The organism is Streptomyces sp. NPDC050504, from assembly GCF_044458065.1.
Classification (GTDB): Bacteria; Actinomycetota; Actinomycetes; order Streptomycetales; family Streptomycetaceae; genus Streptomyces.
The window spans coordinates 128294-153062 of record NZ_JBITHO010000006.1 but is presented as its reverse complement, the minus strand read 5'-3'; the positions used below and the strand labels follow the sequence as shown (position 1 = coordinate 153062).

Annotated in this window: 10 protein-coding genes; 8 read left to right on the top strand and 2 right to left on the bottom strand. The window is 72.3% G+C overall.

Annotated features, from left to right (window positions below; all coding sequences use genetic code 11):
* Positions 1–12 precede the first annotated feature (12 nt).
* From ACIBNE_RS23415 to ACIBNE_RS23390, 6 genes are all read left to right on the top strand, one after another.
* A complete protein-coding gene (locus ACIBNE_RS23415; protein ID WP_399274510.1) occupies positions 13–2256 on the top strand; it encodes a hypothetical protein in 2244 nt (747 codons plus the stop codon).
* Between the two features lie 14 nt (positions 2257–2270).
* On the top strand, positions 2271–5210 hold the full coding sequence (locus ACIBNE_RS23410; protein WP_399274508.1) for a hypothetical protein: 2940 nt from the start codon (positions 2271–2273) through the stop codon (positions 5208–5210).
* Entirely contained in the window at positions 5207–6277 is a 1071-nt protein-coding gene (locus tag ACIBNE_RS23405) for a hypothetical protein (protein WP_399274506.1), read from the top strand. The genes ACIBNE_RS23410 and ACIBNE_RS23405 overlap by 4 nt, the downstream gene beginning before the upstream one ends.
* 261 nt (positions 6278–6538) lie before the next feature.
* The gene (locus ACIBNE_RS23400) at positions 6539–7186 is read left to right on the top strand and encodes a type III effector protein (RefSeq protein ID WP_399274504.1); all 648 of its coding nucleotides are present in this window, start codon (positions 6539–6541) and stop codon (positions 7184–7186) included.
* 133 nt (positions 7187–7319) lie between these two features.
* Complete coding sequence (gene htpG, locus ACIBNE_RS23395; RefSeq protein WP_399274503.1) at positions 7320–9239, top strand: molecular chaperone HtpG; 1920 nt, start codon at positions 7320–7322, stop codon at positions 9237–9239.
* Between the two features lie 204 nt (positions 9240–9443).
* Positions 9444–12194: an AAA family ATPase gene (locus tag ACIBNE_RS23390; protein WP_399274501.1), complete on the top strand. Its 2751-nt coding sequence runs from the start codon at positions 9444–9446 to the stop codon at positions 12192–12194.
* Positions 12195–12315: 121 nt separating this feature from the next.
* On the opposite strand, the gene ACIBNE_RS23385 is transcribed toward ACIBNE_RS23390, so the two are convergent.
* Together ACIBNE_RS23385 and ACIBNE_RS23380 are read right to left on the bottom strand one after the other, a co-directional pair.
* Complete coding sequence (locus tag ACIBNE_RS23385; protein ID WP_399274499.1) at positions 12316–13179, bottom strand: alpha/beta fold hydrolase; 864 nt, start codon at positions 13177–13179, stop codon at positions 12316–12318.
* Positions 13180–13453: 274 nt separating this feature from the next.
* Positions 13454–16969: a BTAD domain-containing putative transcriptional regulator gene (locus ACIBNE_RS23380; protein ID WP_399274497.1), complete on the bottom strand. Its 3516-nt coding sequence runs from the start codon at positions 16967–16969 to the stop codon at positions 13454–13456.
* Between the two features lie 484 nt (positions 16970–17453).
* On the opposite strand from ACIBNE_RS23380, the gene ACIBNE_RS23375 reads away from it, so the two are divergent.
* The gene (locus ACIBNE_RS23375) at positions 17454–20129 is read left to right on the top strand and encodes a S8 family serine peptidase (protein ID WP_399274495.1); all 2676 of its coding nucleotides are present in this window, start codon (positions 17454–17456) and stop codon (positions 20127–20129) included.
* 1 nt (position 20130) lies between these two features.
* Positions 20131–24750, top strand: coding sequence for a DUF6603 domain-containing protein (locus ACIBNE_RS23370; RefSeq protein WP_399274493.1), 4620 nt, complete (start codon positions 20131–20133; stop codon positions 24748–24750).
* Positions 24751–24769 lie beyond the last annotated feature (19 nt).

Below are 24769 nucleotides of genomic sequence, written 5' to 3'. Positions count from 1 at the left end.
AGGGCCGCGCACATGCTCCAGGAGAAGCCCCCGTACTACCGGATCGACGACAAGCTGATCCTCGGTGACCACGCCGACCCCCGGCAGTTCTACTGCATGCCGCTGGCACCGCGCTTCGTGACCCGCGCGGACGGCGCTGTGGAGGTGCCGTCGTTCCAACTGGTCAAATTCCGCTCGGAGACCCTCAACGGCGGCTTCGCCGACTTCGACGTGCACCTGGGGATGACCGCGGCCGAACTGGCCGACGTGACAGCCTCGTTGCAGAGCCTGTCCGGCCTGTCGCAGACCCCGCTGGTGTCACCGCTGCCGGTCGTCGACGGGTCGGTGTCGCTGATGCTGTTCGGCCGCAGCGACGAGGGCGGCGGGAGCACGGGCGGCGGCTCGGTCTTCGTGCGGACCGCCCGCCACGCCGCCAAGCCCTCGCTGTACGGGGACAACAGGGCCGCGTTCTCCGTCGAGCTGGACGAGCGCGGCACGACCGTTCTGGACCGGGCGATGCGCGGCGAACTGTCCCCCATCGGAGTCGTGTACAGCCTCGACTACCTCGCGCTGCGCCCGGCCTACCACGTCAAGCTCTCCATCGACTGGGACCGGGTGCAGGACATCCTGGACACGTCGTTCGGGCACGAGGGCCTGTTCGACTCGCTGCAGATCCAGGACGTGATGGAGCGCCTGGAGGAGGAGCGGGCGATCGTCTACGAGGTCGACACGTTCGTACCGGAGGACGACGAGACCGGCACGTTCGCGCAGCGCCGTGACGCGGCCGCGGCCCGCGCCCGCGACATGATCACCGACGCGTTCTTCGAGAGCTCGCTCGCGCCGCTGCGCGAGGAGCCCGACGGGTGGGACCGGGCGCGCGAGGTGGTCAGGGCGTTCGCCCCGAGCCGCAGCACCCCTTCGGGTGCGTTCACCTACAAGCGCACGCACTACAACCGGGTGGACAGGAAGCGGCTCGACGTGGACCTGTCGGAGCGGACGACCGTGCGCCGCACGATCTATCCGCAGGGACATCTGAGCGGGCTCTTCAGGGAGTTCGGCGCGGGACTCGACCCGGACCGGCTGATCGTCAGCGTCGACGCCGACGACCCGTGGTTCAAGCGGCGCCGGCTCAAGGTCGTCTCCCAGGCCGACTTCGTCCACGATCCCGTACGGTCCCTCACCGCGTCCGCGACGTACGGCGGCACCGTCAAGACGGTACGGCTGGACGCCCAGCACACCGAGGGCGAGATGACCTGGCCCTCGGCCCTCTCCGGCGGGGCGATGGTCCAGCCGGTGGACTTCACGTTCACCGTGGACCTGGTGCCCGCGGACGGCGGGGAACGGCCCGGCAGGCTGTCCTCCCAGCCGGTCCGGGTGCTGGGCGACACGGTGGCCGTCGAGCCGCGCGACCTGTTCGCGCAGGAGCCCGTCCCCCTGCTGACCCGACCAGGGTTCCCCTTCGACCGGTACCCGCACGTCGACGTACGGCTGCGCTACGACGACCCGGCCCACCGGATCCACCAGGACGACGTCGTCCGGCTGAGCGCGGAGCGCCCGGACGCGACCTGGCACAGGTTCCTCGTGGGCGAGCCCGCGGGCCCGGTGTTCGCCGAGATCACCTACCGGGGCGCGGACCAGCGGGACCACGTCCTGCCGTCGGCCCCGCTGACCGCGCCCCAGGTGGACGTGGCCGACCCGTTCCCGGCGCGGCTCCGGGTGGAGGTCGTGGAGGCACTGGACTTCACCCAGGTGGAACGGGCCTGGTTGGACTTCTCCTACGAGGACGCGGCGCACGGCGTCCACGTCGAGGACACGATCGAGATCAGCGAGGACACCACGGTCGTCCGGCCGTTCGTCGTGGACCGGGTCGATCCGCGGGCCGCTCTGGTCCGCTACCGGATGACGCTGCTGATGCGCGACTCCACCGTGTTCGAAGGGCCGTGGTCGACCACGCTGCGATCACGCGTCTTCGTCCGGGCCGACCTGCGCGGCCACCGTGCGGTGACCCTGCGTTCGCCGGCGGACTTCGCGGCCAAGGGGCTGGAGCGCGTCCACGTCGAAGCGCGGGCGCAGGACCCGGTCGCGGGGCTGTCGTACTCCGACACCGTCGACTTCACCGGTCCCGGCATGACCAGCGTGTTCGAGTTCGACTTCGTCGATCCCGCGCGGGACTCCTACGAGCTGAAGATCCGCAGGTTCTTCCGCAACGGACTCTCCGAGGAGCGGGACTGGACCCGCTTCGACGACGACGTGGTGAACGTCCCCGCGACCACCTGACCCGGGAGGCCCCCGTGCTGCAACTCGGCTCCGACACCTTCGAAGAGGACGGCGTCCAAGTACTCAGGGACTCCGCCGACCCCACCCAGTTCTGGTACCTGCCCTCCAGGGTCTCCCTGGGCACGCTGCCGGACGGCTCGCCGGCGTTCACCTTCATCCGCTACCGGCCCGCCGTGGGCGACGCCGGGATCACCGGCGGCGGATTCCTGATGTTCCAGTCGGTGGTGACGCTCCCCGCCGCCACCCGGGCGAGGATCCTCGCGCGAGCGGCAGGCCTGATCCGCGGCGCCGAGCCGAGACTCGCTCCGGCACCGGTGGACACCGGCACCGTGCGCTGCGTTGCGCTCAACCTCTCGGGCCCCGGCGGGACCACCGTCGAGCCCCCGCCCGGCGCCTTCGTCCCCGTCACGACGATCCTCGGCGCGACCAAACCGTCCCTGGTGGGCGACGAGACGGCCGTCTTCTCGCTGGCCCTGTCTCAGGAGGGCGCCACCATCCTCAAGCAGGCGTTCGAGAAGGGCGCCACCCCGATCGGGGTGATCTACGAGCTGCAGTACTCCGCGCTCACGCCCGACCTGCACGTGGAGATCACCGCCGATTTCGAGCGGGTCTACACGCACTTCTCCGCCGGTCTGGAGGCACAGATCTACTGGCTGCGGGCCGGTATCGACGCCGGGTTCGAGAAGCTCGTGCAGGACGGCGCCATCAAGATCAACGTGATCGACTACGACAGCGCGCAGGACCGCCAGGAGAAGGAGAAGTGGGCCCTCGACTTCTTCAAGAGCGAGTTGCTGTCCAAGTGGTTCGAGCCGTCACTGGACCTGGGCAAGCTCAAGGGCGCCGATCCGCCGGAGGGCCTGGACGCGGTGCTGGAGCGCCTGAAGAAGCTCCGGGGCGGCGGAACTCCCGCGGGAGGCGGGACGACCGGGGGCGGAGGGACGACCGGGGGCGGCACACCCGGCGGAGGCGGGACCGGGGGCGGGACGGGGGCTGGGACCGGGACCGGGGGCGGGTCCCCTGCGGGTGGCGGCGCCCCCGGAGCGTTGCCCACCGCCAAACTCGTCACCACCACGACCAGCCCCAACCCCCTGCCACCCGGGCACGGGTTGAGCCACACCCCGGCGGCCACCGGCACCACCGAGACGCTGCGCGTGCAGGGCCCGGCGGGCGCGGTGGTGACCGTGGACGGACAGCCCCGCAGCGCCGACGCCGGCGGGAACATCACCGTGGACGTACAGCCCGGCACCACGCATCCCGTCACCGTCCGCTGGCCGGCCCCGGCCCCGGTGACCGAGACGTTCAAGCTGCTGTTCACCTTCGACCAACCGCACGAGCAGGGTTTCTCCCCTTCTTCCTCGAACCCCGTCTACTCCTCGTACCTGCTGAACTCCCCGCTCCCGCCCGACCCCAGGTTCAGCCAGAGCGCCGCGCCGGGCCAGAGCCCTCCGCCGGGCGGAGCGGCCGCCCTGCACGCCTGGCTGGCCCGGCTGTCAGGGGCCAAGGAGGTGACGGTCAGCGCGCACGCCAGCTACGACGGGAACGACGCGCCGAACATCGTCGCGCTGAACCAGCGGCTGTCGGAGCGTCGGCTGGCCGTCGCCAGGGGGATCATCGCCAACCGGGCCGCGATCACGGCGGCGCAGGCCGCGGGCTTCAGCCGGGGGCGGGCCGCGGGCGGGGTCAAGCCGGAGGAGGAGCGGGTCCAGGACCGGGTCGCCGAGATCACCGGCCTGGTGGCCGCGCCGGGCCAGGCCGTCTCCCTCCAGGCCACGCTCTCCCGCGAGCCCCGCCCGACCACCCCTCCGACCGACCCCACCGACCCCACCCGTCCGACCGACCCGACCGATCCGACGAACCCCACGAATCCGCAGAGCGGTTCCGTCCCCGCGCTGGTGTCCTTCCGGCTGAGGTTCGTCCGTCAGGAAGAGCGCAAGACGCTCAAGCTCGTCTACGACCGGAAGAAGGCCGTGCAGCGCACCTACGCGCCGCAGGGTTTCATCGGCCTGCTGCTCGACCGGCTGCCCGACAAGAACAGCCGTCTCATCGACGTGGACCTGGACGACCCGTTCTTCCGCAAACTGACCGTCGACATCGTCTCCCCGGCCGACTTCGAGCGCGTCGGCCTCTCCTCCGCCGAGGTGTCCATCGACTACGGCGACCCCGCCGACGCCGCTCACCGCAGGCACGAGGAGTTCCGGCTGACCGCGAACGACCGGGGCCCGAAACGGTTCGAGACCTTCCTGGACGCGGCGTACGACCTCGGCTTCCGGGTCGGGGTGCAGTACCACTTCGACGCGGGTTCCGGCTGGGTCGGCGAGAAGCTCGGCTACGAGCTGCCGCCGCGGGCCAGCCTCGACCGGACGCTGACCGTCGACCCGGGCGACGACCTGGGGTTCCTAGCCTTGAAGGTGTTCCCGGGCCGGATCGACGCCGGGATCGTGGAGGCGATCGACGTCCGGCTCGACTACGACGACGGGGCGGCCTTCGCCCGCACCGACACCTTCCGCGTGGTGCCCGGCGGGGACCCCCAGCTGTGGCGGCTGCGGCTGAGCGACCCGGCGCGACGCGGCTGGACCGCCAGGTTCACCCACCACCTCAGGAACGGCACCTCCCGCACCGGCGCCCCGTTCACCGGCGAGGCAACGTTCCTGCCCGTGGACGACCCCTTCACCGACGCGCTGGACATCCGCGCCGTGCCGCTGTTCGGACCGGGCGAGGTCCGGGAGGCGTTCCTCGACGTCGAGTACCACGACCCGGCGAACTCCTACGACCGGACGGAACGGATCGACATTCCGGGCACAGCCACCGAACCTGTGCCCCTGCGCGTGGCACTGCTCGACCCGGCCCGTCGTTCCTTCCGGCACAGGGTCACCGTCGTCACCGCCGACGGTCGCCTCGTCCAGCACGCGCCGGTGGACGGTGAGGAGACCATCATCGGGATCGGCCTGGCATGACACCGCCCGACGTCCACGCTCCGGGCATCCGTTCCGCCGTGGAGTCGCTCGTCGCCCCGCTGGCGGGCACCGGGGCGGCTGACGTCGTGGCCGGCCGGGGGGCCGCCCGCCCGTCCGGACCGACGGAGCGCCGACTGCCCAGGGCGCTGGACGAAGCGGTGGCCCGGCTGGAGGCGAGCGCGTGGCCGGAGGTGGCCGGTTCGTGGAGCCGGCTCACCCCGTCGGGCTTCCCGGTCGAGGTGACCGTACTGCCCGACCGGACATGGCAGTGGTCCGCGGAGGTGGCCGGTCCGGAGCTACCGGAACCCGCCCGGCTCGACCGGGCACTGCGCCTGCTCGACAGGACCGGATCCCCGCTCCCCTCCGCCACCCGGCAGGCGCTGGTCTCCCACCAGGCGGGGCGGGACCTGCGGTTCGGCGCGTGGATCGCGGGCCGCGGGGACCGCCTCAAGGTGTACACCGAGCTGACCGCCGAGCCCACGGCGCCCGGCCAGGCCGTCCCCCGGGGCGGCCGGGCCGCCTCCGGGCCGTCCGGCACGTCACCGGCTGCGGCCGCCTGCCACCCCGGCGGTCGACTGTCGGCGCTGCCGCCCGGCCTGCCCCTGCCGGAGCGCGTGGCGTCCGGGCTGGCACGGCTGCCGTACGGCACGATTCCCCGGATGCTCGGTGCGGAGCCGGCCCGGCAACGGACCGAGCTGTACTTCCGGCTGACTGCCGATGGCCTCGGCGACCTACTTCCCTTCCTCCGTGCGACCGGCCACGCCGAGGCACTGCGCGGGCTGGAGGAGAGCCTGCCCGACGGGGTGCGCCGACTGTCGGGCCGCCGCCTGGGCCTCAGCGTCGCTTGGGCCGCCGAAGGACCCTTGGAACTGGCGCTGTTCGTGTCCGCCCGCACGCTGTTCCCGGCCCACCCTCAGGGGCTGCTGGAGTTGGCCCCGTATCTCACCGGCCTGTCCGCCCGTCCGTGTCTCGTCACCCTGGTCCTCGATCCGGCCGGCCGGGCGGTGTCGACGCGGGCAAGCGTCTGCCCGTGGCCGGACGGTGGCCGCTCTCGTAACGGATCCTGACGAAGCCGAATCCGATTCTCGGAGCCGTACGCGCAACTAGACGGGCACCGGCCCGCGAGGCGTGCTCCCAGGGGCAGGGGCAGGGGCAGGGGCAGGGGCAGGGGCAGGGGCAGGGGCCGGCGTACGGCCACGCCCGTTCGCTCGACGTCCCGTCTCCTGTCCGTCATTTCCGGGGCGCTTCTCGGACATCGTTGCGATACGTCATCCAATGGACGACAAGTATGGTGTCATCGGCCTGATGACCAATCCGAGGGGGAGCTCGTGACCGCAGCCGACCAGCCGTCCGCGGCCGGCGTCGACGCACCCGGCCCGGCGTCCTTCCTCGCCGCCGCGGCGGCCCTCGCCGCGATCGACGGCGCCCTGCGCGATGCCCGGCACGAGAACTCCGACGCCGCCGGTCCCGGCCCCGAGCAGGCACTCGCCTCCCTGATGCTGCTGCGGCAGGTGCGCGAGCAGCTCGCGGGCTGGGAGACCGGCCTGATCGAGACGGCCCGCGAGGCGGGCGCCAGCTGGGCCGACCTCGCCGGTCCCCTCGGCGTCGCCAGCCGACAGGCAGCCGAACGCCGGTACCTGCGCGGCCGCCGGGGTGCCGTGGGCACCACCGGCGAGCAGCGCGTGACGGCCACCCGCAGGGCCAGGGCCGCCGAGCGCGCCGCCGCTACCTGGGCCCGCGCCAACGCCGCCGATCTGCGCCGCCTCGCCGGACAGATCGCCGCGCTCGCCCACCTCGCGCCCGAAGCGCGCCCTGCCCAGGCCGCCCTGCACGCCGCCCTCGGTGCCACCGACGTGGCCGAGCTCCTTTCTCCGCTGACCGGCATGCGCCCCTACCTCGACACCCGCCACACCGACCTCGCCGCGTCCCTGGACGCCCTCGACGGCCGGCTCACGGCGACAGTCGGCGATGGCTGACCCCCGCCCGGGGGAGCCGCGAAGCGCGGGCGCGGCCCGGCCCGCTCCGCCCCGAACCACGCCGACGGCGGGCTACCGCCCGTCTCGGCCCGCGTCCCATCAGTTCACGACGTTCCCACAGAAAGAGACCCACATGGGCAGCAGTGTCGAGACGCTGGAATTCCAGGCCGAGACCCGCCAGTTGCTCCGACTGGTTATTCACTCGATCTACTCGAACAAGGACATCTTCCTGCGCGAGCTGATCTCGAACGCCTCCGACGCACTGGACAAGCTGAGGCTGGAATCGCTGACCGACCCGGGCCTCGGCGGGATCGACACCGGCGACCTGCACATCGCGTTGGAGGTCGACGAGGACGCCCGCACCTTGACCGTCCGCGACAACGGGATCGGCATGACCCGGGACGAGCTCGTGGAGCTGATCGGCACGATCGCCAAGTCCGGTACCGCGGGCCTGCTGGAGAAGATCAAGGACTCCAAGGACGCCGCAGCGGCCGAGAGCCTGATCGGGCAGTTCGGCGTCGGCTTCTACTCGGCGTTCATGGTGGCCGACAAGGTCACCCTGCGCACCCGGCGGGCCGGCACCGAATCCGGCACCCGATGGGAGTCCGACGGCGAGGGCACCTACGAGCTCCAGGAGGTCGACGGCCTGCCTGCGGGCACCTCGGTCACCCTGCACCTCAAGCCCGTCGACAGCGAGGACGGGCTCGCCGACTACCTGGCCGAAACGAAGATCCGCCAGATCGTCAAGCAGTACTCGGACTTCATCCGCTGGCCGATCCGGATGGCCACCGAGCGCACCGACGCCGAGGGCGCGACCACGAGCGAGGTCGACACGCTCAACTCGATGAAGGCGCTGTGGGCCAAGTCGCGCAGCGAGGTGAGCGAGGACGAGTACAACGAGTTCTACCAGCAGATCAGCCACGACTGGCTGCCCCCGGCCGAGACGATCCACATGCGCGCCGAGGGCACCTTCGAGTACGAGGCGCTGCTGTTCATCCCCTCGCAGGCGCCCTTCGACCTGTTCTCCCGCGAGACCAAGCGCGGCGTGCAGCTGTACGTCAAGCGGGTCTTCATCATGGACGACTGCGAAGCGCTCATGCCCGACTACCTGCGCTTCGTCAAGGGCGTCGTGGACGCCCACGACCTGTCGCTGAACGTCTCCCGCGAGATCCTCCAGCACGACCGCCAGATCCAAGCCGTACGCCGACGCCTGGTCAAGAAGGTCCTCGGTGCCCTGAAGGACATGCAGTCCAAGGACGCCGAGCGCTACGCGAAGGTGTGGGCGCAGTTCGGCCGGGCGCTGAAGGAAGGCCTGGTCGAGGGCGCGGACAACACCGAGGCCCTGCTCGAACTGGTGTCGGCCGCCTCCACCCGCGACCCGGAGGAGACCACCACGCTGCGCCAGTACGTCGAGCGGATGAAGGACGGCCAGGACACCATCTACTACCTGACCGGCGAGACCCGCGCGATGGTGGAGAACTCCCCGCACATGGAGGCCTTCACCGCCAAGGGGTACGAGGTCCTGATCCTCACCGACCCCGTCGACGAGGTGTGGGTGGACCGGGTTCCCGCCTTCGACGGCCATCGTCTGCAGTCCATCGCCAAGGGCCAGGTCGACCTCGACGGGTCCGCCGACGGCGACCAGGAGGCCGACGCCGAGAAGGCCAGGCACGAGGAGGACTTCGCGGCCCTGCTGCCGTGGCTGGCCACCACCCTGTCCGAGCAGGTCAAGGAGGTCCGGCTGTCGTCCCGCCTGACGACGTCGGCGGCGTGCATCGTCGGTGACGCCCACGACGTGACCCCGACCCTGGAGAAGATGTACCGGGCGATGGGGCAGCAGCTGCCCACCGTCAAGCGGATCCTGGAGCTCAACCCCGCACACCCGCTGATCACCGCCCTGCGCACCGCGCACGACGCCAACGCCGACGATCCCGCACTGGCGGAGATCGCCGAGCTGGTGTACGGCAGCGCGCTGCTCGCCGAAGGGGGCGACCTTCCCGACCCGGCGCGCTTCACCAGGCTGCTCACCGACAGCCTGTCCCGCACGCTGTAGCCACGCGTGCGGCGGAAGAACCCGGCCGCACCCACCCCCCGACCCGATCACCCGCACACTCTCCAACAGTCAGCCCGCCCCGGTGCACCTCGCAGGAGGTGCACCGGGGCGGGCTTCGTACGCGGGGCCCGTGGCATCTGCGTTTACCACCTGTTGCAGACCCGTTGACCGAGCCGACCAGGGTGGTCGGACAGGCGGACGACGATGTTGCACGGATGGCAAGAAATGATTCTCTTTGGTCGCGGCAAGGAAAAGACGGAGCTCGACAGCCTCCTTCACTCGGCACGGAAGGGCACGGGGTCGGCACTGATGCTCTGGGGAGACCCCGGCATCGGGAAGACCGCTCTGCTGGAGTACACGACCGCCGCCGCGACCGACTTCACGGTCCTGAGCTGTCGCGGCACCCGGATGGAGTCAGGGCTGGCCTTCGCCGCCCTGCACGAGCTGCTCTGGCCCGCGGCGGACCGGATCGAGGCGCTGCCCGCGCCGCAGGCGGCCGCGCTGCACGGGGCGCTGGGGCACAGCAAGGAAACCGCGGACCGCTTCCTCATCGGAGTGGCCACCCTCACGCTGCTCTCCGAACTCGCCAATGAGAAGCCGGTGCTCATCACCGTGGACGACGCGGAACTGCTCGACGAGCCGACGGCCGAGTGCCTGTCCTTCGTCGTGCGCAGACTGCGCACCGAGCCGGTCGCGCTGCTGCTCGCGGGACACAACGACCCCGCGACGGACAGCCGCTGGGAACTGCTGCCCGGCCTGGAAGTCACCGCGATGCCCGAGGGCGACGCCGGAGACCTCGTACGCCACGCCAGGCCGGGGGCGAACGGGCAGGACGTGCACCGCACGGTTCGGCTTGCGGCCGGAAACCCCCTGGCACTGCGCGAGTTGCCGTTCGCGGGAGACTCCGGTGAGTCGGGTGAGGCGATGGAACGCGTGCCGGTCGGCCCTCGTCTGAGGCGCGTCTTCGGGGCGCGCGCCGCCCGGCTCTCCCCGTGCGCTCGGACGGTGCTGCTGGTCGCGGCGGCCGAGGACCTGGGGGACCACCGCACGGTGCGGGAGGCGTCGACCGCGCTCGGGGTCGGATCGACCGCCTGGGACGAGGCGATGCGCTCCGGGCTCCTCCTGGTCGCCGACGGGCGCATACGGTTCCGGACACCCCTGCTGGCCGCCGTCGTGTACGAGGAAGCCCCGTTCGCCCGGCGGCAGCCGGTGCACCGCGCACTCGCACAGGCCCTGCGGGCTGCGGACGGCACCGACCTGCGGGCCTGGCACTTGGCCGCCGCGGCCGACACGGCCGACGAGGAGGTGGCCGCGCTCCTGGAGCACTGCGCGCGCAACGGCTGGACCCGGGGCGGCTACGCGTCGGCCGCGCGGGCGCTGTGCCGGGCGGCCGAGCTGTCCCCCGCGTCCGCGGACGCCGCCCGGCGGTACGCGCTGGGGGCGCTGGCCACCTGGGGGGACGGGCAGGTCGGTGCGGCGCGTGAGCTGCTCGACCGGGCCGGCCGTCTGTCGGACACGGAGTCGGTGGTGCGCGAGAGCGAAGGACTGCGGGGGATCATCGAGTTCGCGCACGGCGACCAGGAACAGGCGCACCGGCTGCTGCTGAACGCCACCCGCTCGGTGGCCGATCCGCGAAAGGCCGTGCATCTGGCGTGCCTGGCGGTACGGGCCGGCTGGTCGGGCGGCTCCGCCGAGCGCCAGGCCGAGGCGCTGCGCAGACTGGAGGAACTGGCGGACGACGCGCGGCCCGCCGAGGCGGACCTCCTGCCCCTGATCGGCAGGTGGTGGGGCGACGGGCCGGACACCGGCGTGCTGCCCCCTGCCGACGAGGCGTTCGCCCGACTCGCCCAGGCGTCCTGGCGGTTGATCCCGCCCGCGCCACTGGCCGTGGCCTGGGGCGTGGAGCAGCCCTTGGCCAGGGCGTACCAAAGGGAGCTTGAGGTGCTGCGCCGGACGGGTGAGGTCAGTCCCCTGGTGCTGACCGTCCCGCAGACGGCCACGATCGACATCGTGCGCGGGCGGTGGACGGAGGCCGAGGCCAACGCCGCCGACACCCTGCGCACGGCCGAGGAAATCGGTGCCGACCACGCCGCCTCGCAGTGCCGCAACACCCTCGGGTGGCTGGCCGCCCTGCGGGGCGACGAAGCCACCGTCGCCGAACTGGCCGCCAGAACAATGGAGTTGTCGGTGCCGCGCGGGGTGCGTGCGCTGACGGCCGCCGCCTACTGGAACCGGGGCATGGCGGCCCTGTTCGCCGGACGCTCCCAGGAGGCGCTGGAGATCCTCGTACGGCTGGCCGAACCGGGGCACCGGGCGGCGCACACGACGTTCGCGCTGCTCGCGGCCGCCGACACGGTGGAAGCGGCGAGCAGCACGGGCCGTCCGGAGCGGGGAGCGGACGCCCTGGGGCGCCTGACGGAGTGGGCGGAGCGCACCGGGGCGGCCTGGGCCGTGGCGGCGGCGTGGCGCGGTCGGGCACTGCTGGCCGATGGGGACCCGGAGGAGCTGTTCGTACGGGCCCTGGCGGTTCCGGGTGCGCCGCGGCACCCCTTCGCGCACGCCCGCACCCGTCTGCTGTACGGCGAGTGGTTGCGGCGGGCCCGTCGGCGGACCGACGCGCGCGTGCAGCTGGCAGAAGCGGCGGAGGTGTTCGAGCGGCTCGGTGCCGCCCCCCTGCTCGCGCGGACCCTGCACGAGCAGGAACTGACGGGTCAGCGCCTGTCCCGCCCCCAACCGTACGGTGACGGCCGGGAGCCCCTGCTGACTCCGCAGGAACTGCGGGTGGCCAAACTCGCCGCCGACGGCCTGACCAACCGTGAGATCGCGGCCCAGCTCCTGATCAGCCCCCGGACGGTGGGCCACCACCTGTCCAACGTCTTTCCGAAGGTGGGCATCGTGGCCCGCGCCGAACTGGCGCGGGTGGACTTCGACAACGGGCTGCGGTTGGCGGACTGACCTCCCGGCCCACGTCGCGCACCGCACCGGCCGGGGCCGGACAGGCCGCATCGGCGGCCTGTCCGGCGATTTGCGGGGCCTCGTGGCCGACGCAGCGGGCCCGCCACGTCGGCCACGAGGGTCAGCGAGTGGCGCGGTCGGCCTGCTGGATGATGCGGGTCACGGCGTCGGGCTGGCTCACCATGATGGCGTGGGAGCCGGGGACTTCGGTGATGCGGGCGCCCGCGCGACGGGCCATGAACCGCTCCAGACGCGTACCGATCGCCTGGTCCTGCTTGGCGACCAGCGCCCAGGAGGGCAAGGTCTTCCAGGCGGCCTCCTTGCTCGGCTGGCCGAACGCCTCGACGCTGATCGGGCGCTGCGAGGCGGCCATCAGCGCCGCCTCGGACGCGGGGACGTCGGCGGCGAAGGACGTGCGGAAGCGGGCCGGGTCGATGAACACGTCGGTACCCGGGGTCGTGCCGGGCCTGGTGTACGTGACGTTCTTCAACGGCAGCGGCTCGACGGCGGGATCCGTGTGCTGCTCGATCAGCCCGCCGAGCGACTCGCCCTTGTCCGGCACCCACGCCGCGACGTACACGAGCGCCTTGACGTCGGGCACGGAAACCGCGGCGTTGCCGATGACCGCGCCGCCGTACGAGTGCCCCACCAGGATCTTCGGGCCCGCGACGTCCTTGAGGAGGCCGGTGAGGTACGAGGAGTCGTAGTCGAGCCCGCGCAGCGGGTTGGCGACGGCCATCACGGGATAGCCGTCCCGGCGCAGCCGGTCCACGGTTGCGCTCCACCCCGAGGCGTCGGCGAACGCGCCGTGCACCAGGACGACGGTGGGCTTGGTCCGGTGGACCGGGGTGACGCTCTCCTGCTTCGGCTCCGCGGACGCGGAGGTGGCGAGCAGTCCCGCCGCCACCGCGGTGGCGGCGGCGGTGGCCCCGAGGACGTAGCGGTTGCGGTAAGCGCGGGGCCGGGAGTGACGTGAGTCGTTCATGCGTGATTCCAAATGAGTGGGAGGAGGCGCACCGGTGTGTCCGGGACGGTGCCCGGCGGCCGGTGGCCGGAGGAGTGGGCCGGACGGAGTTCCGGCGGGCACGGCTCGTCGGCGCCCCGGTTCGAAGAGGGCGAGGACCGGTCCGTGCGGTGACGAATCTGCCCTGAGTCCCGCGGAGGGCGCATCCGTCACCGGATCCGTCACGACGGTCCCGCCCTCCCGGCGGGGGCGCCGTCCTCCCTGCGGGGGCGTCCGGCAGTTCGCGTCCTTCCGGTCAGGAAGCCGCGGTCCCGGTGGGTACGGGGACGAGCCATGACTCGGGCAGGGGTACCCGGTCGTCGGCCGTCTGCTCCTCCACGGCTGAGATGTGCCGCAGGAGGAGCGTGGCGTGCAGCTCCTCGGCCGTCGCCCGTGCCCGGCGCAGCAGGGGCCGAGCGCGTTCGGGTGCGCCCGCGCCCGCCCACGCCTCCGCCAGGTCGGTCAGTGTCGTGGCCACGTCGATCGGGGATTCGGCCCGTTCCAGGAAGGCCAGGGCCTTCTCCAGGAGCGGGACGCAGCGGTGTGCGGGGGACGTGGCGGCCATCGCCCGCCAGGCCAGCCCGATGTAGCGGGGAGGGCCCCAGCGGACGGCCACGTCGAGCGCCTCCTCGGCCAGGGCGCGCGCCTCCTCGTGACGGCCCAGCCGGGCGAGTTCCAGCGCCGCCGAGCAGCGCCACGTCTGGTGGCCCGGGTGGGTCACCCCCCAGAGCGCGATCTGGCGGCCGCATTCGAGGAAGTGCGCCGCCGCCTGCCGTGCGTCTCCCCGGGCGGAGCAGAGCATCGCGCGGACGTAGAGGACGGTCGTCCAGGACCAGGACTCCGTGTCGGGGTGGTGTTTGACGCTGTCCAGCCACTGCTCCGCCTCGTCCAGCCTCCCGAGTCCGAGGAGTGCCCGTGCGTGGAGTGCGACGAGGGCGTGGGGCCGGTGCACGTCCTGGTCGAGGGGCACGCTGGTCAGCAGGCGGCACTCGGCCAGCGCCCGCCGGTGGTCCCCGCGCCGCAGCGCCATCTCCGCCCGCAGCAGCACCCGGTAGAGGTCGACGGCCGCGAAGTCCTGGTCGCTCGGTTGCTCGCACAGCTCCTCGACCACGGAGATCCGGTCGGCCCACATGCTGAGCATCGCGAACAGACCGACCAGCTGGCGGGGCAGCTCGGAGCATTCGGCCACGGTGCGGGGGGTGGGGAAACGGTCCAGCGCCTCCTGTGCGGTGAGCCGGATGTTCGCGGCGTCGTCGTAGACCAGCAGTGCGGTCGCCACCGGGTCGTGGGCGACGAGTTCGGGCGGTGTGGCCCTGATCTTCCGCATCAGCGCGTGCCAGGGGCCGGGGGTGAGGGAGGTGATCAACCATCCGGCACCCCGGATGGCCAGGGCGCCCCAGGGGTCGACGGTTTCGGTCTCGGCGGTGACGGTGTCCATGAGCCGGACGGCGGCCTGGGCTTCTCCCTGCGACACCATGACCCAGGCGAGGGGGACGACCGCCGTCGGGGTCTCCGCGCGCTCGCGCTGGATCTGGAGCGCTTCCTGGAGGTGGAGGCGGGCGGCGTGGGGATTGGTCTGGAGTTCGGCCTGCCCGAGGTGCAGGAGCACGGCGGCGTGTTCGGACGACGCGGTGATCCGTGCCGCTGCTTCCAGGTAGCGGACGGCCCGTGGGCCGGCCCCGCCGCGGAGGCAGTCGGTCGCCGCGTCGACGAGAGTGGCCGCCCACGGCGCCCATTGGGTGCCGGAGAGGTCGAGCAGGTGATCGGCCACCTCGCGGGTCGGCCGGTGGGTCATCTGGGCCCGGCGCGCCGCCGCCACGCTGATGCGGGCCCGGTCCTCGGGCGTGCACGCGTGCAGGAGCGCGGTGGCGAAGAACGGGTGGGGGAGCCGCGGCGGCTCGGCGGAGGCCAGGACCCCGCGGCGGGCCAGCCTGGCGCAGAGCCGGCGCGTCGCCGCGGGGTCCTGCTCGAAGACCGCGGCCAGTGTTTCGACGTCCGGCTCGCGTTCGGCGAGGACGGCGAGCGCCCGCACGAGGCGTACGGCAGCGGGTCCGTGCTGGTGCAGCAGGTGGCAGAGGGCCCGCGCGAACCGGTCCGACACGAGGTCGGGCGTGATGCCGTCGCGGTGGCGGACCGGGTCGAGGTCGGCGAGCAGCGCGGCGACCAGGACGGGGAGGCCACCGGTGATCTCGCGCACCGCCGTCGCCAGGGGCGTGAGTGCGGCCGGGGCTTCGGAAGCGGGCGTGGGTGTCGTGGCGTCCTCGGGGCGCGGTGCGCCGAGCCGTCGGTGCGCGAGTGCGGCGATGGCCGGTACGTCGAGCGGCCCCGGGGTGAGGACGAGGCGGGCGTGGGCCTCCAGTGCGGCGTACCGGGCGGTGTCGGGGTCGTCCAGCGGTACGTCGGACGCGGCCAGCACCAGCAGTACGGGGCGGCGCGGCAGTCCCCGGCCCACGAGGGCGAGGGCTTCCAGGGACGTGCCGTCGGCCTCCGCCACGTCGTCGGCGAACAGCACGACCGGACCGCGGACTTCGTCCAGTGCCCGAAGGGCCCACTCCGCCAGTCGGCGGGCGTCGACGTCCGCCGGAGGGAAGGGCCCGTCCTGTGGGGACGGCCCGAGCGCGTCGCGCAGACCGCTGACGAGAGCGGGCACGCCACCCGTACCGGACAGGGACATCCACCGTGCGGCGGGCAGTCGGCGGGCCGTCTCGCGGAGCAGCAGCGACTTGCCCGTCCCGGTCCCTCCGGAGACCACCACCATCCCGCCGCAACCGGAGCGGGCCTGGGCGGCGAGTGCGGTGATGGCGCCGATCTCGGACTCCCTGCCCACGCACGGCGGCCCGCCGTCCGGACCCGGCACGCCCCCGGAGGGGACGACCGCGGGCGCGGAGGGCTCGGACGCAGGCACGGCCACGACGGTCGGCGGCACCGGCACCGGCATCGGCACTCGCGCCGGGTCCGACACCACGGTCCGCGTCCGCGCGTACGGATCGGGCGGTTCCTCGCCGACCAGGATGCGGGCGTGCAGGTCCCGCAGCTCGCTGCTGGGCTCGACGCCCAGCTGCTCCACCAGGAGTTCCCTGGCGCGACGGTAGGCGTGAAGTGCCTCGGACTGTCTGCCTCCGGCGTGCAGGGCCTGCATCAGCAGCCCGTGCAGACGTTCCCGCAGAGGGTGCTCGCAGGCCGCGAGGCGGAGCCGGTCGACGACCTGCTCCGCCCGCCCGCCGACGATCGCGTTCTCCAGGCCGTCCTCCAGGACCACCAGGCGACGTTCGGCGAGGGAGATCCGCTGACGTTCCGCGTACGGGCCGGGCACACCGGCCAGCGGCTCGCCGCAGAACAGGTCGAGCGCCCGGGTGTAGAGGGCGTCCGCCTCCTGCCACTGGAGGCGGGCGCGGGCCCGCTCGGCCTCGGCGACGAGACGTTCGAAGCGGCCGAGGTCGAGCTGCTCGTCGGACACGCGCAGCTGGTAGCCGCCGTGCCCGTACAGCAGGACGGACGGCGGCGTCCCGGCGGGCCGTGGCGGTTCCAGCACGCCGCGCAGCGCCGAGACGTGCGTCTGGACGACCTTGTTCGCCCGGAGCGGGGCATCCTCCTCGTACAGGGCGTCCAGCAGGCTGGGTACGGAGACCCATTGGCGACGGCGCAGGGCCAGAACGCACAGGACGGCCCGGCGCTGGGGCGGGCCCAGCGTCACGGCGGTTCCGTGCCGCTGGGCGATGACACCGTTGAGCAGCGTGAAGCCCAGGTCGCCGACCACCTCGTCAGCCGTCATCGTTCGTTCCCCGTTCCGGCCCGGCCAGGGCCGTAAGTTGTACTTAGCATCATATGACCTGTGCGGTTACCGCCTTTTGCGTGATCGTTGACCGCGCCGCCCGAGCCCTGCGGCTCCAGCCGGGGCGCCGGTGCCCGTTTCGCGCCATGGTCGTCCGGAAGCCTGCTGGTCGGGAAGCGCGGAAGGGTACCGCAGCCGTCTGAATCGAAATTGGTTCAGTTCGCTTGTTAACTCGAAAGAGTGAGACTCCTTAGATATATGCACGATGGACCGGAGATATCTCACGGCAATTACCGTGCGCCCGGTCGCCGGGCAAATCGTTTATTTGTTGGCCAGAAATAAACGGTTGACACTGTGCTTTCCCGAGATTCATTCTGGTGATGGTTATACGGGTGAGTGTCATGGCGTGTTCTGCGTCAGAAGTCGAATCCTGTATTCCCCGTCATTCCCCGTTGTATGGGCCGGGAAGTCAGGGGGCACGCCCATGGTGTACGGCAAACTGGACACACCGCTCGCCGCGCGCGTGCGCGCGCTGGAGCGGACCGCACGGGCCGGCACGGACTCCGACGCGGGCTTCGAAGGGCGGGACCGGGTCACCGTCCTGGTGCGCATCGCGGGCCCCGACGCCCTCGCGGCGGCCGAGGAAGCCGGACTGGCCACCGAGTTCCACACCGCGCGGGTCGCGGTCGGCACGGTCGCCGTCGGCGACCTGCTGGCAGTCGCGTCGGCGACCGGTGTCGAAGCGCTCCGGAGCAACCGCCAGATGCGGCCGCTGGAAGTCCCCGACCTGCCGACGGGCCTGATGGGAGCACTGGCCGGGCGCACGGCGGCCGGGCATGCGCGAGCCGGGCGTGCCGCCGGACCCGTCAGCACCCTCTCGTCCGAAGTCACCGGGCGCGGGGTGCTCGTCGGGATCATCGACACGGGGATCGACATCTTCCACCCGTGCTTCATCAAGCCCGGCAACCCCAAGCAGACACGGATCGTCTCCCTGCTCGACCTCACCCTGCGGCAGACCATCTCGTGCCAGGGCAGTCCCACGGGCGGTGTGCTGGCCGTGCGGTGGAAGCCGCCGGGCACGGCGCCGGAAGCATCCACCGTCCCGCTGAACCTGCCCGTCACCGCCGCGGCGCTCCAGACCGCCCTGGAAGCACTTCCGAACCCGCCGAGCCCGATCAGGCCGGGCGATTTCACCGTTTCGGGAGGCCCTCTTCCGGAAACGCCCGTGGTGGTCGACTTCACCGGCCAGTTCGACAGCAGGCACATGGACAGTGCGGACATCTCGCGATTCCGCCTCGATTTCCAGCCCACCGGCGGCACCAACCCCAAAATGATCGTCACGCCCGGCCGCGCCATCACTCCGGCCGAGATCAACGCCGCTCTCCAGGGCCCGTTCCCGCCTTTCATCTCCCGCGACATGAAGGGCCACGGCACGAGCGTCGCCGGCGTCGCCGCGGGCACCCCCATCGACATGGGCTGCTGCACCTCGGACATCCCCATCGGCGTCGCGACCGGGGCGGACCTCGTCGTCGTGCGTTCGCCGCTCACGGACGCGGAGAACCTCCAGGGCGTCCAGTACCTCCTGGACCAGCCGTGGCTGGCGCCGGGCACCCCGAAGCAGCCCGTCGTCATCAACATGAGCTTCGGGAACTCAGCAGGGGCCGGTGACGGCACCGACCCCTTCGAGATCATGCTCGACGACCTGCTGACCGACTCCTCGGGGCGGGCGATGACCATCGCCGCGGGAAACGAGGGCGACCTCTACACCCCGCCCGCCCCCGGAACCCCGCTGCCGGTGCCCCGCGCCGAACCGGGCGGCGGCCAGCACACGTTCCGCAAGATGGCCGCCAACTCGACGTTCACGTTCCGCTTCGCCGTCGAGGACAACGACAAGAAGTCCGACACCCTGCGGATCTGGTACCCGGGCCCCGGAAAGCTCGACTTCACGATGACGGCGCCCGCGAGCACGGGAACCACGACGACCCCGCCCGCCCTCCCCGCCGTCATCCACCCGGCCTTCACCCCGACCACCCACGCGCACACCTTCGGGAGCACGGACGTGTACGTCACGTCCTATCTGCTCGCACCGGGCACCGCGAAGCGGCTCATCGAGGTCAGGCTCCTCCCGCTGGCGCCGAGCAACAAGATCGCCATGGGGACGTACTCGATCAGCCTCACGGAGACGGAGGGCATCGAGACGACGTTCGACTGCTGGATCGACAACGCCAAGGACGACCCGCCCGGCAGGTTCGTCGCCGGAGACCAGATCCGCAGCAGGACCGTCTGCTCGCCGGGCACCGCCCGCCTCCCGGTCACCGTGGGGGCGTACAACACCGACGGCGGACAGCTCGCGGGCTTCTCGGGCCGGGGACCCACCACCGACCTCCGCGTCAAACCGGAGGTGTGCGGGCCCGGCGTCGCCGTCCCCACGGCGAAGAACCTGGGGCAGCCCCCCAACCCCCACCACATGGAGTACGGCACGAGCATGGCGGCGCCCTACGTGGCGGGCGTCATCGCGCTGATGCTCCAGGTCAACAAGAACCTCGACCACGTCAACATCAAGAAGATCCTCCAGGACACCTGCGACAAGCCGGTTCCCCCGGTGCCCCCCACCCAGCTGGACAGCGGCTGGGGGTACGGCAGGGTGAACGCCGAGAACGCGGTCAAGGCCGTGCCGCCTCCCACCGCCACGGCGGCGGACGCCGAGCCCGGCGCGGCCGGGCCGCTGATCCTCCCCGTGGCCGCCTACCCGGCCGCGCACCTCCCGCCGGCCGAGCTCGCCGAACGGCTGAAGGCCCGCGCCGGAGGGACCCCGGCCGGCCGTCGCGCGGCTGCCCTGATCGCCGCGCACCACACCGAGGTGACCCGGCTCGCGACCACCGACCGGCGGATCCTGGTCGCCTGGCACCGGATGCACGGACCGCTCCTCCTGCGCCGACTCCTCCTGGGAGAAGCGGACTTCGACACCGAAGCCCCGCTGCCCGCCACGCTCGACGGGACACCCGCGGCCGAAGGACTCGCCCGCCTCCTCGACGCCCTGGCACGCGCCGCGAGCCCCGCCCTGCGGGCCGACATCGCGGCGCACCGCGCCTTTCTGCTCGCCCTCCCCGGGGCTCTGCTGTCCGATCTCGACCTCGACGAGCACGCGCAGGTGAACTGAGATGGCCGCAGGAACAGTCGAGCTGATCGCCCGCGAGATCGCCAACGCCCTGAAACCCCTCGAACAGCGTCTCGCCGCCGACCAGCGCACCGCGTTCTTCAAAGAACTGGGACTGTGGCTGCCCGGCAACGGCCTGGACGCCGCGGCTGGCGCGATCGGCACCCTCGCCGTGCACTCCGCGGGCCTGGGACCGGTCGTCGTCCGGCTCACCGACGCGATCGAGCGCGGCGACACCGCACGCATCGTCCAGGAGGGCAGCACCCTGCTGGGCACGGTCCGCGAAGTCCTCACGGCGCTCACCGCGCTGGGCCCCGCGCTCGACAGCGCGGTCGCCGCCGCGGCGGGCCTGAGCGACGCGCAGCGCGCGCGCCTGCGGGCCGAGACGGGACAGCTGCCCAAGCGGATGCTCGACCACTCCCTGATCGGCTACCTCGAAGGCAAGAGCGCCGACGTCGTCGACGTCCTCGCACTCATCGGGATCGTGGAGGACCTCCCCGCGGTCGTCGACCCCGACGACCCCACCGTCCTCCCGGTCCGCAGGCGCGCCCTGCACCTCGGCCGGCTGCTGACGCTCTTCACCGACCCCGCGGAACTCCTCGGTGAGGTGTTCGACTTCGGCGGGGCGTCCTTCGACGGCACGAAGCTCTTCCGGATCGTCGCCGAGTACCTCGTCGAGCGCAGGCTGCCCTTCGTCTACGAGGGCCCGCCCGACAGCGTGCCGACACTGGACGCCTTCCTCGTGCGGCTGAGGGCCGATCCGGCCGCACGTCCCGCCGCGCTCTCCGGAGACCTGCGCATCGCGGCCACCGAAGACCTGACCCGTACGGTGAAACTCGGCCCGCTGTGGACCCTGTCAGCCGCCGCGCGAGCCCGCTTCGCCTCCGGCGTGGAGGCGCGCTTCACACCGCCGCTCGCCATTGAACTCAAGCCGCACGCCGGAGGGCTGACCCTCGACGCCTCCGTAGCGCTGGAGGCCGCACGGGAGAGCGGCGAGCCCATCCTCCTGCTGGGGGAGACCAACGGATCGCGCATCGAGATCAAGAGGTTCGCCGTCGCGCTCGGCCTGCGGGCCGAGGCGGGCACGGGCGGCACCGTCACGGTCGAGCCCGCCGCCAGGGCCGAGCTCGACGGCGGCCACCTGGTGATCGACCTCTCGTCGGGAGACGGCTTCATCAGCACCGTCACCGGCGGCGGAAAGATCGAGTCCACCTTCGAACTGCGAGCCCTGTGGGCGCCGTCGAAGGGACTCCAGCTGGAGGGCAGCGGATCGCTCGACCTCGCGATCCCCGTCCACATCGAACTCGGCCCGGTCGAGATCACCACCTTCTACCTCAGTGCGGGCATCGCCGAAGGCGGCGCGCTTCCTCTGGAGGTGTCCGGCGGTTTCACCGCGGAACTCGGCCCGGTCAAGGCGGCGGTGGACCGGGTCGGACTGATCGTCACGGCCCGCTTCCGCGAGGACGGCGGAGGCAATCTCGGGCCCTTGGACCTGGACTTCGCCTTCAAACCGCCCAGCGGCATCGGGCTCAGCGTCGACGCTGGTGTCATCTCCGGCGGCGGCTACCTGTACGCGGACCCGGAGCGCGGCGAGTACGCGGGCGCGCTGGAGCTGGAGTTCGCGCACTTCCTGGAGCTGAAGGCCATCGGCCTGATCAGCACCCGCATGCCGGACGGCTCCGACGGCTTCTCGCTGCTCGTCGTGATCACCACCGAATTCGGCGGCGGAGGCATCCAGCTCGGCTACGGATTCACCCTCCTCGCCGTCGGCGGGCTGATCGGCCTCAACCGCAGCATGAACCTGCGGGCACTGGTGGAAGGCGTACGGACCGGCCGCATCGAATCGGTGATGTTCCCCCGGGACGTCGTCGCCAACGCCCCCAGGATCATCAGCGACCTGCGCGCCTACTTCCCGCCCGAGCAGGGGAAGTTCCTGATCGGCCCCATGGCGAAGATCGGCTGGGGCACCCCGCCGCTGCTCACCGTCTCGCTCGGCGTCATCATCGAGATCCCGGGCAACCTCGCGGTCCTCGGCGTCCTCAAATGCGCCCTGCCCACCGAGGAACTCGCCCTGCTGCTCCTCCAGGTCGACTTCATCGGCGCCTTCGAATTCGACAAGTCGCGCATGTGGTTCTACGCGCAGCTCTTCGACTCCCGCATCCTCACGATGACCATCGACGGCGGCATGGGCCTGCTCGTCGCCTGGGGCGACAACCCGGACCTGGTGCTGACCGTCGGCGGGTTCCACCCCTCGTTCACCCCGCCCCCGCTGCCCTTCCCCGTCCCCAACCGGCTGTGCGTCGACATCATCAACATGCCGGGACGGCTGATCAGGGTCTCCGGGTACTTCGCCGTCACCAGCAACACGGTCCAGTTCGGTGCCCACGCCGAACTGCGCCTAGGCTTCTCCGACTTCGGCATCGAAGGGCAGCTCAGCTTCGACGCGCTGTTCCGTTTCTCCCCGTTCTCCTTCGTCATCAGCATCTCCGCCAGCGTCTCCCTCAAGGCCTTCGGCGTCGGGCTCTTCGGCATCGACCTGCGCTTCCAGCTCGAAGGCGTCTCGCCCTGGCGGGCGCACGGCCGCGGCTCCATCTCCCTGCTGTTCTTCGAGATCTCCGCCGACTTCGACATCACCTGGGGCGAGGAGCGCACCACCACCCTGCCCCCGGTCGAGGTGCTCGCCCTGCTCTCCGGAGAGCTCGACAAGGCGGACGGCTGGGAGACCCGGCTGCCCACGGGCCGTACGGACGCACTGGTCACCCTGCGCAAACTGGCCGACGCGGAGCGGCTCGTGCTGCATCCGCTCGGCACCCTGTTCGTACGGCAGCGGACCATTCCGCTCGGTGTGCGCGTCGACCGCGTCGGCTCCCAGCGCCCCAGCGACGGCAAACGCTTCACCGTCACCCCGGACCCCGACAGTGGACTCGTCCAACTGTCGGTGACCGACGACAAGTTCGCCATGGCCCAGTTCCAGGACATGGACGACGCGGCGAAACTGTCCAAACCGGCGTACGAGAGCCAGGACGCCGGCCTCGAACTGGGCGCCAAGGACGCGTTCGCCTCCTCGCGGGCCGTGCGCCGCAGCGCCCGCTACGAGCTGCACATCATCGACAACAAAGCGCGCCGCACCGCGCGCGGGGCGCGGGCCGGAGTCGGCGCCGCTGTCCCGCCGAGCGCACCCAAACGCTTCCAGAACGTCAGCCCGGCGGTGTTCAACCAACTCCTCGACGGTAGCAGCACCAGCCGCTCACCGCTGTCCCAGCGGGAGGCGGAGCTCAGGCAGCCCTTCGCCGCCGAGGACACCGTGCGGGTCACCGGGCAGCGGTACGTCGTGGCCCAGCTGCGCAACAACCTCCAGGCCTTCCCGCCCACCGCCGACGTCGCCAGGGGAGCCACCAGCTTCCGCAGCCGGGCGAGCGCCGCCGACGCACTCGACGAGTGGATCCACCAGGACCCCCGACTGGCGGGCACCCTGCACGTCATCCCGGAGTCCGAGGCGTCGGCGCCGCTGACCGCGCCCGGTACCTGGACGGAGTGCGGACCGCTGCGCGCCGAGGCCGCCGACCTCGACGCGGTGCGGCTCGCGGGCGGCGCCGTGCTCGTCGCGGGAGGCACGGACCGTACGGGAGGGGCACTGGCGAGCGCCTCGCTCTTCGACCCGGTCACGCGGCTCTGGACCCCGGCGCAGGACCTGAAGGCGGCGCGGCGCCTGCACGCGCACACCGTCCTGACCGACGGCCGCGTGCTCGTCTGCGGCGGCAGGGGAGCGAGCGGTGCGGAGCTGGACTCCGCCGAGATCTACGACCCCGTCGCGGGGGCCTGGACCGCGGTCACCCCCATGAAGAGGGCCCGCGCGGAGCACACGGCGACCCTGCTGAGCAGCGGCAAGGTACTGATCGCCGGTGGCACCGCGGCCCGAGGCGCCGAAGGCGAGACCTCGCTCGCGTCGGCGGAGCTCTTCGACCCCTCGACCGGTACCTGGGAACCGGCCGCGCCCATGACCGACGCCCGCGCGGGCCACCGGGCCGTGGCGCTGCGCGGCACCGGCCGGATCCTGGTCATCGGCGGTGCGCTCGCCACCGGCGCGGGCCGCGCCCCCCTCGCGTACTGCGAGCTCTACGACCAGGCAACAGGCACCTGGTCCCCGGCGGCGAGCCTGGCCGCACCGCGCCACGGCCACCAGGCGATCGCGCTGCCCGGCGGATCGGTGCTGGTGACCGGGGGAGAGAGCACCGGAATCCCCACAGGGGGCCGTCTGCGCCGCGCGTCCCTCGACGGAGTCGAACAGTACGACCCGGCCGCCGGCACCTGGACGACGCTCCCCGCCCTGCCCGGCGGCCGCACCCGGCACCGCTGCCTCCCGCTGCGCACGGGCAAGGTGCTGGTCCTGGGCGGCTCGGGCGACGGGAACGGCACGGCGGGCTTCCGCGCCGCCGCCCTCTACGACCCCGGTGCCCGCACCTGGACCACCACCGGCGGACTGGCCACCGGGCGCCGGGACTTCGGCGCGGTCGAGCTCGCCGACGGACGGGTCCTGGCCGTCGGCGGAGTGACGCTGTCCGGCGCGGCGGCCCCCGCGGGGGCCGATGTCACCACGGCCACCACCGAGATCTTCACACCGTGAGCGCGGCCACCGTCACCAC

Coding starts and splice junctions, on each gene's coding strand:
- ACIBNE_RS23415 (WP_399274510.1), top strand. CDS start 13: ATGCTCCAGGAGAAGCCCCCGTACTACCGGATCGACGACAAGCTGATC.
- ACIBNE_RS23405 (WP_399274506.1), top strand. CDS start 5,207: ATGACACCGCCCGACGTCCACGCTCCGGGCATCCGTTCCGCCGTGGAG.
- htpG (WP_399274503.1), top strand. CDS start 7,320: ATGGGCAGCAGTGTCGAGACGCTGGAATTCCAGGCCGAGACCCGCCAG.
- ACIBNE_RS23390 (WP_399274501.1), top strand. CDS start 9,444: ATGTTGCACGGATGGCAAGAAATGATTCTCTTTGGTCGCGGCAAGGAA.
- ACIBNE_RS23385 (WP_399274499.1), bottom strand. CDS start 13,179: ATGAACGACTCACGTCACTCCCGGCCCCGCGCTTACCGCAACCGCTAC.
- ACIBNE_RS23380 (WP_399274497.1), bottom strand. CDS start 16,969: ATGACGGCTGACGAGGTGGTCGGCGACCTGGGCTTCACGCTGCTCAAC.
- ACIBNE_RS23375 (WP_399274495.1), top strand. CDS start 17,454: ATGGTGTACGGCAAACTGGACACACCGCTCGCCGCGCGCGTGCGCGCG.
- ACIBNE_RS23370 (WP_399274493.1), top strand. CDS start 20,131: ATGGCCGCAGGAACAGTCGAGCTGATCGCCCGCGAGATCGCCAACGCC.